Annotated in this window: 13 protein-coding genes; 8 read left to right on the top strand and 5 right to left on the bottom strand. The window is 43.5% G+C overall.

The features are described from left to right. From topA to Aba26S_RS02480, 5 genes are all read left to right on the top strand, one after another. A complete protein-coding gene (topA, locus tag Aba26S_RS02500) occupies positions 1–2,640 on the top strand; it encodes a type I DNA topoisomerase (protein WP_005239880.1) in 2,640 nt (879 codons plus the stop codon). Between the two features lie 88 nt (positions 2,641–2,728). Beyond that, a complete protein-coding gene (locus Aba26S_RS02495) occupies positions 2,729–3,487 on the top strand; it encodes a hypothetical protein (RefSeq protein WP_005239879.1) in 759 nt (252 codons plus the stop codon). Between the two features lie 177 nt (positions 3,488–3,664). After that, positions 3,665–4,237 carry an HdeD family acid-resistance protein gene (locus Aba26S_RS02490; RefSeq protein ID WP_005239869.1) on the top strand — a complete coding sequence of 191 codons (573 nt, stop codon included), beginning with the start codon at positions 3,665–3,667 and terminating at the stop codon, positions 4,235–4,237. Positions 4,238–4,354: 117 nt separating this feature from the next. Continuing rightward, positions 4,355–6,334 carry an ATP-dependent helicase gene (locus Aba26S_RS02485; RefSeq protein ID WP_005239867.1) on the top strand — a complete coding sequence of 660 codons (1,980 nt, stop codon included), beginning with the start codon at positions 4,355–4,357 and terminating at the stop codon, positions 6,332–6,334. Between the two features lie 90 nt (positions 6,335–6,424). After that, the gene (locus tag Aba26S_RS02480) at positions 6,425–6,670 is read left to right on the top strand and encodes an RNA-binding protein (protein ID WP_004655993.1); all 246 of its coding nucleotides are present in this window, start codon (positions 6,425–6,427) and stop codon (positions 6,668–6,670) included. A 105-nt stretch (positions 6,671–6,775) separates the two neighbouring features. On the opposite strand, the gene Aba26S_RS02475 is transcribed toward Aba26S_RS02480, so the two are convergent. Further along, on the bottom strand, positions 6,776–7,120 hold the full coding sequence (locus tag Aba26S_RS02475; protein ID WP_005239864.1) for an EF-hand domain-containing protein: 345 nt from the start codon (positions 7,118–7,120) through the stop codon (positions 6,776–6,778). An 84-nt stretch (positions 7,121–7,204) separates the two neighbouring features. Between Aba26S_RS02475 and Aba26S_RS02470 the strand changes: the two genes are divergently transcribed. Beyond that, on the top strand, positions 7,205–7,708 hold the full coding sequence (locus Aba26S_RS02470; protein ID WP_004655987.1) for a DUF6586 family protein: 504 nt from the start codon (positions 7,205–7,207) through the stop codon (positions 7,706–7,708). Between the two features lie 103 nt (positions 7,709–7,811). Continuing rightward, on the top strand, positions 7,812–8,093 hold the full coding sequence (locus tag Aba26S_RS02465) for a hypothetical protein (protein ID WP_005239863.1): 282 nt from the start codon (positions 7,812–7,814) through the stop codon (positions 8,091–8,093). 57 nt (positions 8,094–8,150) lie between these two features. Here the strand turns inward: Aba26S_RS02465 and Aba26S_RS02460 are convergent, their stop codons facing one another. The 4 genes from Aba26S_RS02460 to Aba26S_RS02445 form a co-directional block, all read right to left on the bottom strand. Further along, complete coding sequence (locus tag Aba26S_RS02460; protein ID WP_043969975.1) at positions 8,151–9,866, bottom strand: cation:proton antiporter; 1,716 nt, start codon at positions 9,864–9,866, stop codon at positions 8,151–8,153. Positions 9,867–10,090: 224 nt separating this feature from the next. Further along, the gene (rpmG, locus tag Aba26S_RS02455) at positions 10,091–10,246 is read right to left on the bottom strand and encodes a 50S ribosomal protein L33 (protein ID WP_003654787.1); all 156 of its coding nucleotides are present in this window, start codon (positions 10,244–10,246) and stop codon (positions 10,091–10,093) included. A gap of 12 nt (positions 10,247–10,258) precedes the next feature. Then, on the bottom strand, positions 10,259–10,495 hold the full coding sequence (rpmB, locus tag Aba26S_RS02450) for a 50S ribosomal protein L28 (protein ID WP_004649871.1): 237 nt from the start codon (positions 10,493–10,495) through the stop codon (positions 10,259–10,261). 168 nt (positions 10,496–10,663) lie between these two features. Further along, positions 10,664–12,118, bottom strand: a complete 1,455-nt coding sequence (locus Aba26S_RS02445) for a coniferyl aldehyde dehydrogenase (RefSeq protein ID WP_005239858.1) — start codon at positions 12,116–12,118, stop codon at positions 10,664–10,666. 121 nt (positions 12,119–12,239) lie between these two features. Here Aba26S_RS02445 and Aba26S_RS02440 point away from each other — a divergent pair, with 121 nt between their 5' ends. Continuing rightward, positions 12,240–12,938: a TetR/AcrR family transcriptional regulator gene (locus tag Aba26S_RS02440; RefSeq protein ID WP_005239855.1), complete on the top strand. Its 699-nt coding sequence runs from the start codon at positions 12,240–12,242 to the stop codon at positions 12,936–12,938. The last annotated feature ends 74 nt before the right edge of the window (positions 12,939–13,012 follow it).

Genomic DNA, 13,012 nt, shown 5'->3' with positions numbered 1-13,012 from the left:
ATGGCGAAAACTCCACGCTCTGCTTCAGAAAGCACAGCAGCTTCCGCATCTGCTGCAAAGAAACGTGCCTTAGTGATTGTGGAGTCGCCTGCAAAAGCGAAAACAATTAATAAATATTTGGGTTCACAATTCGTGGTGAAGTCATCTGTAGGGCATGTCCGTGACTTACCTACAGGAGGCGGGGCAAAATCCACTGAAAAGAAGCCCGCAACCCGCGCCAAACTGACCGATGAACAGAAGGCTGAAAAAGCACAGTCTGCATTGATTAACCGTATGGGGGTTGATCCAGAGCATGACTGGATTGCGCATTATGAAGTACTGCCGGGCAAAGAACATGTGGTTGCTGAACTCAAAAAACTCGCCAAAGATGCCGATGCCATCTATCTCGCAACGGATTTGGATAGAGAAGGGGAAGCCATTGCTTGGCATTTAAGAGAAGTGATTGGCGGTGATGACAGCCGATACCATCGTGTGGTGTTTAACGAAATTACCAAAAATGCCATTCAGGAAGCCTTTAAACAGCCCACACGCCTCGATTTAAACCGAGTTAATGCACAGCAAGCACGCCGTTTCCTTGATCGTGTAGTGGGTTTTATGGTCTCGCCATTGCTCTGGGAAAAAATTGCTCGTGGATTATCGGCAGGTCGTGTGCAATCGGTTGCAGTGAAACTGGTGGTCGAGCGTGAACGTGAAATCCGTGCCTTTATCCCTGAAGAATACTGGCAAGTGTTTGCAGACACGATTTCCAAGAAAGATGACATTCGCCTTGAAGCGGTTAAGCAAGCGGGCAAAACCCTTAAACTAAAAAATAAAGCAGAAACTGATGCGTTATTGAACGTATTAAAAGATGCGGAATATAAAGTTGCATTACGCGAAGATAAACCAACCAAGGTTAATCCAAGTGCACCCTATATCACTTCAACCTTACAACAAGCGGCCAGTACACGCTTAGGTTTCTCAGTCAAGAAAACCATGATGTTGGCGCAGCGTTTGTATGAAGGTGGTTTTATTACTTATATGCGTACCGACTCAACGTTTTTGAGCGATGACGCCGTGAATATGGTGCGTAATCATATTCAGCAAAACTTTGGTGATAAATACTTACCAGCCAAGCCAAATCGTTACGGCAATAAGGCGGGGGCACAAGAAGCCCATGAAGCGATTCGCCCATCTGATGTTGGCTTAACCGGTGACAAGCTGGCTGGCGTAGAGCGCGATGCACAGCGTTTATATGATTTGATTTGGCGTCAGTTTGTTGCTTGTCAAATGACACCCGCTGAATATCTGTCTTCAACCTTAACGGTTGAAGCGTCAAATGTTGAATTAAAGGCCAAAGGCCGTACCTTGGTATTTGATGGTTTTACTCGCGTGCGCGGGGCCAACAAGTCCGATGATGATATTTTATTGCCTGCGGTGAAAGTGGGTGAAGTGCTTAAGCTGGAAAAACTTGATCCAAGTCAGCATTTTACCAAGCCACCTGCGCGTTTTACCGAAGCGTCTTTGGTGAAAGAATTAGAGAAAAAAGGCATTGGTCGTCCGTCAACTTATGCGGCGATTATCTCGACCATTCAAGAACGTGGTTACGTCAAACTGGAAAACCGTCGTCTCTTTGCCGAGAAGATGGGCGAGATTGTCACTGACCGTCTGGATGAAAGTTTTAATAACCTGATGAATTATGCATTTACTGCGGATTTAGAAGGTCAGCTCGACCGCGTTGCGATGGGTGAGCGAAACTGGAAAGAGCTGTTGGATACGTTCTACGGGGATTTCAAAAATCGTTTAACCAACGCACAGGGTGAAAGCGGCATGCGTCGCAATCAGCCTGTGGAAGTGCCTGATGTGCCGTGTCCTGAATGTTCACGTCCAATGCAGGTACGTACCGGTACGACAGGCGTATTCTTGGGTTGCTCAGGTTATAACTTGCCACCGAAAGAACGTTGTAAAGGCACCCTCAACTTAACCCCAGTCGAGTCTTTGGCTGCTTTGTCTGATGATGATGGTGCTGAAACGGCTGACCTCATGTCGAAACATCGTTGTCCTAAGTGCGGTACCGCAATGGACAGCTATGTGGTTGATGGTGGTCGTAAATTACATGTCTGTGGTAATAACCCAGATTGTGATGGCTACGAAGTTGAAGAAGGCGAATTCAAGATCAAGGGCTATGATGGTCCAACCATTCCATGTGATAAATGTGATGGTGAAATGCAGTTGAAGACAGGGCGTTTTGGTCCATATTTCGCTTGTTCAAGCTGTGACAATACCCGTAAAGTATTGAAGAGTGGGCAACCTGCGCCGCCACGTGTGGATCCAATCAAAATGGAACATCTCCGTTCTGCTAAACATGATGATTTCTTTGTGTTACGTGATGGTGCGGCAGGGTTATTCTTGGCTGCAAGCAAATTCCCGAAAATTCGTGAAACACGTGCACCGAAGGTCGCTGAACTACGCAGTGTGGCAGAGCAACTTGATCCGAAATATCAGTTCTTGTTGCAAGCACCCGATGTGGATCCTGAAGGCAACCCAACGGTCGTGAAATTCAGCCGTAAGAACCAAGCGCAATATGTAGGTTCAGAGACCGCTGAAGGTAAACAAACCAAGTGGAGTCTGGTGTTCCAAGATGGAAAATGGGTAGAGGCTTAACCCTTTAAGTTTGAAAAAATGCTGGCGATTGCTGGCATTTTTTATTGAAGAAAGAAAAACAACAATGGTTTTTAAATGGGGGAGCAACATGTGGAAAAATATCCGAATTGCCTGCTTATTGGTGGTGCTGTTGATTGTTGCGATCAATGCCTATCGGGATCAGAATCAGGATTGGAATCAGCCGATTCGTGTTCTGCTGCATCCGATTAATGCCGATGGTTCAGCCGCTACGCAACAGTATATTCAGCACTTACAGCAAGATGATTTTGTTGGGGTGAAACAATATCTGGAAAAAAATAGTCAGCAATATCGCGGACAGAGTAGCTATTTTATCATTGAAATCGGGCGTGAGTTAAATCAAGCACCGCCGAAGATGTCAGAGCAATCCAGTATTCTGAATAATATTCTATGGAGTTTAAAGTTTAGATTCTATGCATGGAAACAACATCAATCGATCGATGGCTCGCCAAGTTTAACCCTGTATCTGAATTACTATGATCCGAAGCAAAGCCGGGAACTCAAGCATTCCACTGCGTTGGAACGTGGGCGGATCGGTTCCGTTAATTTATTTGCTTCAGTCAAACAGGCCCAACAAAATAATGTGGTATTGGTACATGAGTTACTGCATGGTTTTGGCGCGACTGACAAATATAACTTAGTCAATGGCGAGCCTATTTTCCCGATTGGCTATGCACAGGCAGATAAACAGCCGCTCTATCCGCAAACCGAAGCTGAAATTATGGGTGGACGGATTGCGCTGTCCGAACATAAAAGTAAAATGCCCGATGATTTAGAACAAACACTTATTGGTACACTGACTGCAAAAGAAGTTGGCTGGATCAAGTAAATTGTGGATAAGTTTTGACTTATCCCTATCTTTGAAAAAATCATTCAACTGAAAAAAGATCAAATAAAACATCTGTTTTCTGACATTCCGTCATTAATTTTCAACATGCCTTATACAGAACTTGCGGATAAACACGATCAATATAGAGATATAACATTGATGATAAAAGAGTAAATAATGATGAAAACAGTGGGTAATGATCTGATTCGCAACCAACTGCATGCCGATCGTAAATGGTATCTGTTCTTAGGCGTACTCTTGGTGATTTTCGGCTTGGTTCTTTTAGCCGCCTTACCATTTGCAACATTATCAGCAGTCTTGTTGTTTGGTGTATTGATGATGTTGGGTGGTATTCTGCATTTTGTGGCCGCATTTATGGTGTTTAAAGGGGGCACACGGTGGTTGTGGGCGCTATTTGGTGTGTTGTATCTGGCCGCGGGTTATTTTGCCTTTACCACACCAGTGATTACTGCGGTGGTGCTCACCAGTTTCTTGGCCATTGCCTTAATTGTTGCCGGAATTATTCGTACCGTAAATGCCTTTATCCTGAGACCGATTTCAGGTTGGGGGTGGGTACTGTTTTCAGGGATCTTGACTCTATTAACCGGTATTCTGATTTTATCATCGCCTGATTCACCATTTTGGGTGTTGGGCATGTTCCTTGCGATTGATATTTTGTTTCAAGGGATTAACTATCTTACTTTTGCAGGTGCAATCAAACAGTTGCCGCATAGTTCAACCACAGTCTAAAGTCTTGGTTTAAACCTGAGAGCATGTATTTACATGCTCTTTTTGTTTTTGTAGTCGAGAACAATTCAATCGCTGGAGTCTGCTAAAATAGCGGTTCATTTCTAATTGACCGATTGTATGACGCTTGCCAAGCTAATTGATGAACTGAATCCACAACAAAAACAAGCAGCCACAACGGCTGCACAGAATTGTCTGGTTTTGGCAGGGGCAGGCTGTGGTAAAACCAAGACCATTGTGGCCAGAGCAGCCTATTTAATTGATCAGGGCTTGCCTGCACAGCAGATTCAAATTTTGACCTTTACCCGTCGGGCGGCCAGTGAAATTGTTACCCGTGTTGAACAGCATATGGGATCACAGGCCAAAGGCTTGCGTGCTTCAACTTTTCATACTTTCTGTATGTATCTATTACGTCGCAACCCAACTGCTTTTGGTCTGAGTCAGTTCAGTATTATTGATCGAGATGATCAATTGTTGATGTTCCGTCTGTTGCGTGGCAAAGATAAGGGCAATGTGTTGCCGAAAGCCGCGGAGCTGTGCGATCTCTATTCCTATGCGCGCAATACCAGAACCAAATTGTCGGATGCTTTGCTTGAGCAATTACCGCAAGCAGTGGAGTATAAGGCGCAGATTGCCGAGTTGATGAAAGCATACGAGCAACGTAAGCAAGAACGTAATTTTCTCGATTATGATGACATCCTGTCTATCGTGGCAGTGCATTTGCAGAATTCACCTGAGTTAGTGAAGTGGGTCACCAGTTTCTGTTCGGCGCTATTGGTCGATGAAATGCAGGATACCAACCCTTTGCAATGGGCACTCTTACAGCCCTTGGTGGGGAAGGTGAAACTGTTTTGTGTAGGAGATGATGCACAGTCGATTTACGGTTTCCGCGGTGCAGATTTTGAAAATATCCATCATTTTAAAGAACGTGTAGCTGATGCTGAAGTCTTGACGCTAGAAATGAATTACCGTTCTACGCAAGGCATTTTAGATTTATCCAATTGGTTGCTGGATCAAAGTCAGATTGAATATGACAAGCATCTACAAGCTTATCGTGGTACAGGCTTAAAACCACAACTGCATATTCTGAGCAATGAGTTTGAAGAGGCCAATTGGATTATCCAAGATTTGAATCGGCGCCATATGCACGGTGCGGCTTGGGCAGAACATATGGTGTTACTGCGCTCAGGTTTTAGTGGTCGCTATTTGGAAGGGGCTTTAATTGCCGCGAATATCCCTTATCGGTTTATTGGTGGGGTGAAGCTTTTAGAATCAGCGCATGTTAAAGATGTTTTGAGCTTGCTCAGGGTCAGTGTCAATCCGCAGGATGACTTGGCTTGGATGCGTTTTCTGACGCTGTGGGATGGCGTAGGGGATGTTGGTGCCAGCAAGTTGGCACAGGAGCTGATTCAACTGCCTGATATTGAGGCACGTTGTCAGCGATTAGAGCGACATGGCAAAGTACCACAACAGGCAATTTTGATCTTGATGCAACTGGATGTGCTGCAGCAACATGTTGAAGCCTGTATTGGTTTAGCCTTGGATGCCTTGAACGAGCAGTTAGAAAATAACTATAAGACCAAAGACTGGACGCGTCGGATCAAAGACTTTGATCTGGTCAAGCAACTGGCACGCAAACACAATTCACTTGGTGAATTTCTAGAAGAGTATGTGCTCGATCCAATTTCAGTGTCAGAAATTGATAAAACCCCTGATCAAGATTTAGTGACGTTGATTACCATCCACTCCGCCAAAGGAGCGGAACAAAAAGTCTGTTATGTACCGCATGTCTCTCCCAATCAATATCCACATGCACGTGCGCAAGGTGATTTTGATGATGTCGAAGAAGAACGCCGTGTACTGTACGTGGCTTTAACCCGTGCCGAGAATGAATTGATTTTGACCAAACAAAATTTAAATTTATGGTCACATGATCAATATGATGAACTGGGTAGAAAAATAGAAAGCTATTTTCTAAATGATTTACCTCAACATTTAGTGGATACGCAGATCCATCGCGATGTCCCACGTGCTTATGCGCAAGCCAAGCGTTCGCATCAAACCGCAATCAATTTAGGTTTTGGCATTGATTTCGATTAGACTAAGCAGATTCAATTTCTTGATTGATGTTGTGGGGCAGTAAATACAGCACTCTTCCATGACAGAATGAATCATCTTTTAGGTTTTAGCATGAAAATTTTAGTTCGTAATTTAGATCGTAGCGTGACTGATGCGGAGATTCTCGATTTATTCAAAGCCTATGGCAAAGTCGAGTCTTGCGTGGTGGTCAAAGATGCTGAAACAGGTAAGTCCAAGGGCTTTGGTTTTGTTGAAATGCCAAATCCACGTGAAGCGATCAAAGCAGTGAAAGGTCTCAATACTTTGAAAGTCAAAGGTTATGGCATCCGTGTGAAAATAGCAGAAGATAACGCTTAAGTTTAAATGCGCAAGCAATATAAGGCTTTATCGAATTGTCGCTCCAAGTGCTGAGCGGATTGTATAAGGGCTTAAAATCCTTGAGATTCGCTCATGGACCTTGTCTCATTTACCCCAAGTCGAACCCCAGCCTAGACAAGGATTGATGAAATAGCCATATATATTGTTGATTTCTTGTTGGTCAATTAAACCATTATGATCTTGATCGAGTGCTTTAAAAATTTTCATTCGGTTGGGGTCAATTGCGAAAGCTTTTTTCTGCCAAGAAACGGGTTGGTCTTTTAAGTGAATCAGTTGTTTCCATTCATTTTGATCAATCATTTGATCATGATTGAGATCGTAATCGGCATAGAGCTTGTCCCAATCCAAGGCTGTAGGTTCACAGCTATGCGAGACGGGAATAGCCATACAGCATATTAAGCTCAGTATGGCTTGTTGAATATGACGCATGGGCAGGCTCAAAAGATATTGATTTTATCATTAAAGCATTTAATCTTAAGCTATCCAAGCGAAAGGATCTTGAAGGAAAATATTATGTCCCGTGTTGCTCGTTACCATGCTGATCGCACCAATCAAAAACTGTATTTTGCTCGTCTGGCATGTCAACAAGCGGAGCAAACTGAACATATCCAGCAGGCACAAGCTTATCGTGAAGCAGCAGTGTTTCATTTACATGGTGCAATTTTAGCTTTCTTACAAGAATTGGTACGCTATTACCGTCTCAATGACTTACAGCCAACCTTTAAGTCCATTGAAGAGCACATGGCAGATAAAGGGCAGGTGTCACCTGAGGTGCTGGTGTTGCAGCAATTGGCAAAAGATGGTTTTGTGGCTGAATTGAAGCGTGCTTATCGTATGTGCCAATATGCGCCTGAGCCGACAGCGCCAGAACCAGAAAACGAGACTTCTTCCAATCTGATTATTAAAGTGACCCAAAGCCCACAGGCGTGGTTGCCGGATGCCAAAATTCTACGTGAATGGCATCGCGAGTTAAGTCATTTAATTGATGGTTTTCGTAATGAAATGGTGGAGTTCTAAGTCAAATCTTGAAGATGACTTGAAATCTTTGCCAACAGTACTTATATAAATAAGACGTGAGCGCAAAATACTTTGCCACCATGTTGAAGCATGGAGAAAATTTATGTCAATGCAACAGTTAAAAGAATTATTTGGTAATCAAGAAGCCGTTCTTGAATTGGTTCAACTCGAGGGTGGTGAGCTGGCTTTGCGCAATGCGGGTTCTGAAGAAAATGAGCCTTTAGTCAAGATTCAGTTTAGTGATGAAGTGAAAGCGATTTTGGGTGATCAGACCCCAACGGTTGCGCAACACATGATTCAGGCAGCTTTGTTTGGTCTTTTAGAAAAGCAGATGAACCAATGGCAAGCGGAAGTCATGGACGAACAGCCGACTCATTTGAGCTAATTCAAACACATAAAAAAAGCGTATTTGAAGTACGCTTTTTTATGTTTCCACAATGAATTAGTGGGTTTCTGACTGATGCGCCAATTCGATCTGGTTCAGAATATGATGACTCATATTCTTAGCCATTTCTTCTTTGGCATAGAAGACTTCACCAATATTTTCTTCTCGAATCACCGCTGCTTCTTCTTTCGTTTCTGCGCAGATCAACACCTGAATTTCGGGATTAAGCTGTTTGGAAATATCGACAATACGATGAATATCCAAAATGTCCATTGGTGAAATCACCAGCAGACGAGCATGTTGAATGTGGGCCTGAATCAAGACATTCGGTTCGGTTGCCTCACCACTCACAGCAGCAATGCCTTCGGCACGCAATTTTTCAACGATTTCACGATTTTCTTCGGCAATTACCACTTTGATATTCTGTTGCATCAGATTTTCGCTGATACGTCGACCAACGCCACCATAGCCGATAATCACCACCTGATCGCGCAGGTAAGCCTGATCGACCTCATCTGGGAGCATGGCCAGTGGGTCACCACTACGCTCTAGTAAACGGGCCAAATGCGAGCGCTCACGAATCCAGCGTTGCGCAGGCTCAATTGCAGAGAACACAAATGAGTTTAGGGTAATTGAGAATAGGGCGCCGGCAAGAATCAGGTTTTGAGCATCAGGTGTCAGTAAACTAAGTGATAAGCCCAATGTTGCCAAAATAAAGGAGAACTCACCGATTTGTGCCAAACTCGCACCAACGGTCAGGGCGGTATTGATCGGGTAACGGAAGAACAGCACCAGTGCCATGGCTGCTAGCGTTTTGCCGACCATGATGATGGCAACCACGGCTAAAATACGTAATGGTTCTTCAACTAAAATGCTCGGATCAAACAGCATGCCAACCGAAACAAAGAATAGAATCGCGAAGATTTCACGTAAGGGGAGGGTTTCTTCTTCCGCTCGATGACTAAAGTCTGACTCTTTGACCACCATTCCCGCAAAGAAGGCACCCAGTGCCATTGAAACCCCAAACACGGCATAAGAACCGTAGGCAATGGATACTGCAGCGGCAACGACAGTAAGGGTGAATAGTTCACGCGAACCTAAACGAGCCACAAATTGCATGATGATTGGTACTAAGCGTTTACCAATAATCAGCATAAAGGCAATAAAGCCTGTGACTTTAAGCAAGGTGATGCCAATGGTAATCCAGATACTTTGTGAGGTATCTGTGCCCGGTAGTGCTTGTCCACCCAGTAACACGGCTGTTGCAGGTAAAAGCACCAAGGCCAGAACCATCACCAGATCTTCAACCAAGAGCCAGCCAACCGCAATCTTGCCGTTCACCGAGTCCAGTAAACCGCGATCTCCCAATGCCTTCAGCAGCACTACAGTACTGGCACAGGATAAGCTGAGGCCAAAGATTAACGCTGAGCCAAAGCTCCAGCCCCAAAACATTGACACGCCAATACCGAGCAGTGTTGCAACCGCAATTTGCAAAATGGCGCCAGGTAAGGCAATACGGCGTACTTGCAGTAGATCTTTGAGGGAGAAGTGCATCCCTACGCCGAACATCAGGAACATGACCCCGAGTTCAGCCAACTGGTTAGCGAGTTGGATGTCACCAACCACACCAGGTGTATTTGGACTAATAATAATGCCTGCAACGAGGTAACCAATCAAAGGAGGTAAGCGTAAACGTGCTGCGATATAGCCAAAAATAAGGGCCATACCAAAACCAACAGCAAGTAATATAATTAAATCAACATCATGTGGCATTCGAGCTCCTTAATCGTTGCGGTTAAGGTAGAAATAAATGAGCATAAAACATGCCAAGAAAACAGCGAATAAAGTGTAGCAACTAAAATCGAATTTGTTGATGACAATTTTTTTATTTATCAAAAAAAATCATGTAAATCGTGCTTTCATGTTTTTTATTATGGCTGTTTTTTTAGGCAAAAAAAACGACTTCAAATGAAGCCGCTTTTTTTAAAGAACTAAAATTATTTAATTTTAGCTTCTTTGAAAATGACGTGTTGACGGATTTTTGGATCAAATTTTTTGATTTCCATTTTTTCCGGCATAGTACGTTTGTTCTTAGTAGTGGTATAGAAATAACCTGTACCAGCTGTAGAAACGAGGCGAATCTTATCACGCATTGTTCAGACTCCTTAGATCTTTTGACCTTGAGCACGGAGATCAGCAACAACTTTCTCGATACCCAATTTATCAATAATACGCATACCTTTAGTGGTTAAACGAAGACGTACAAAACGCTTTTCGCTTTCTAACCAAAAACGGTGGTGGTGCAGGTTCGGCTCGAACCGGCGTTTGGTTTTGTTGTTTGCGTGCGACACGTTGTTACCAACGATAGGACGCTTGCCGGTAACTTGGCAAACCTTAGACATGGTGAACTCCATTGCTAGTTTATACAGCACAATTTCGTGCAACTAGCCATTCAAGTAAACGGATGAAATCATTCAAGGGGCGTTTTATACCAAAAATACGATTAAAAGACAAGCGAATTTGGTAAAAACAAGGCATGAACTGGTGTGATAGCTCATGCCTTAACCAGCTTAGCGAAATAGTGTTTTCAAAAGCAGTTTATGTGTGGCTTTATTATACGGCGGAAGGATGAATTTTAAACTGTAAAGTTTAGGGCTGACTGGATTCGACATCATTGAGCGTTCATGTGAGAAGCTAAAGAACCCTTCTTTACCATGATATTTGCCCATACCTGATGCACCAATGCCGCCAAATGGGAGGTCATCCTGTGCCACATGAGTCAGGGTTTGGTTAATCCCGAAGTGCCCTGAATGGGTACGGCTAGCCACATAATCTGCACGCGCACTATCAATGTCAAAATAATAGAAAGCCAGTGGACGTGGACGATGATTAATAAATTGAAGTGCTTCTTCGATATGTTCGTACTCTAAAATAGGCAGAATTGGACCGAAGATCTCATTCTTCATAATCTCCATTTCCGTGGTCACACCGGTTAATAAGGTTGGTGCAATTTTACGAACTTCAGTTAAAGATTCATTTTTGGCATTCAGTTCAACAAGGGTCGCACCTTGATCGCGCGCATCTTCCAAATAGCCTTGTAGTCGGTTGTACTGCTTGTCATTCACAATCGAAGTATAGTCGTTATTGTCACGTAGGCTTGGATACATGGTGGTCACAAAGTCATTATAATGCTTGGTGAACTCGGCAGTTTTGCCTTTAGGCAGGAACATATAGTCTGGTGCAACACAGGTTTGACCCGCATTCCAGAGTTTACCGACAGCAATACGTTGTGCCACATCACGAATGTTCATGGCCGAATGAACCAGTGCAGGGGACTTGCCACCTAATTCTAAAATCACTGGGACAAGATTCTCTGCTGCCGCAGCCATCACAGTTTTCCCCACCGAGGTTGAGCCTGTGAAAATCATTTTATCGAAAGCAAGGTGGCTGAATGCATCTGAAATGACACCACCACCGTTGACAACCGCAACCAACTCTTGAGGAAAGGCTTCTGCCAATGCATTTTCAAGTACATAGCCAAAGTTTGAGGATGCACTCGAAATTTTAATCATGGCATGGTTGCCTGCAGCCAAGGCACAAATCAACGGGCCCAATGAAAGTAATAAAGGATAATTCCATGGTGCAATGATGCCGATCACGCCCAGCGGTTGATATTCTACCCACCCTTTTGCTGGTTGGTGTAACATGCTGATATGGCGTTTAGATGGTTTCATCCATTCGGTTAAGTTCTTGCTATAGTATTTAATATGTTCTAGACACGTCAGAACTTCACCAATTTTGGTTTCCATCACGGCGCGATTGCCGTAGTCTTGGCTAATTGCGTTAGCAAATTGATCTTGATATTTTACCAAGATACTTTTAAGTCGAGCTAAGCGTTCAATACGTTCTTTGGCGCTTGGCACAGGATGGCGTTGGTAAGCTGCTTTTTGCTGCTCAAGCAAATCATGTAGCCGTTTCACATCAGCATGAGGTGTCATAGCGGTTGTTTTTGTTTGACTGTTCATAGGAGTGGACCAAAAGAAAGCTTATTATTTTTTAATTTTTAGAGTAAATACTCTAAAGTGTCAAGTCGCTTTATAGGTTTGTTTTATAACCTATTGATAATGTTATAGATGGTTACAATCAATGTCGCACGCTAAACCTAACAAAACAAAAGATAGAATTTTGCAAATCAGTTTGCAGTTGTTTAATGAGCGTGGAGAGCGTTCGGTTACAACCAATCACATTGCGGCTGAGTTGGGGATTAGTCCTGGCAATCTGTACTATCATTTCCGTAATAAGCAGGAAATTATTAAGGAACTGGCACAGCAGTATCAGGCTGAAACTTTGGAAATGTTGGCTTTACCAACAGATCGTCCGTTAAATGCCAACGATAAAATCAGTTATTTTCAGGTGCTGAGTAATCAGCTTTGGGCTTACCGCTTTATTCACCGTGATGTTTATCATCTTGTTGAAAATAATGACGACTTTCGGAAGATTTACCCGCGTTTTGCTGGTCAGGTCATGCAGCAGGGTCAGAAAATTTATCGTGCCTTCGTGGATGCCGGTTTGATGAACATGACTGACTCGGAAATTGAAGCCTTGATCATCAACTTGTGGATTGTACTGACTAACTGGACCAACTTCTTATATATGTCGGGGCATATTAGCGATAACAATCGTCTTGAAGAAAAGTGGGTCTGGCAGGCCTTACGCCAAATGGTGTTCTTGGAAGGTCCATATTTAATGGGTGAAAGCCGTCAAACTTATGAGCAATTACTGAAATCACTGGGACCATCAGATTTGTTTGCCAGTTTATCTAATCTTAAAAATGATGATGAATAGATCGACAGCAGCTATTTAGTCAACCGCAAAAAAGGGTTAGAATGCTCGGCTTGATTTTAATTTGATTCGAATAA

Origin of the sequence: Acinetobacter sp. NBRC 110496 (genome assembly GCF_000876115.1) — a bacterium.
Taxonomy (GTDB): domain Bacteria; phylum Pseudomonadota; class Gammaproteobacteria; order Pseudomonadales; family Moraxellaceae; genus Acinetobacter.
This window is presented reverse-complemented; position numbering and strand designations above follow the sequence as displayed.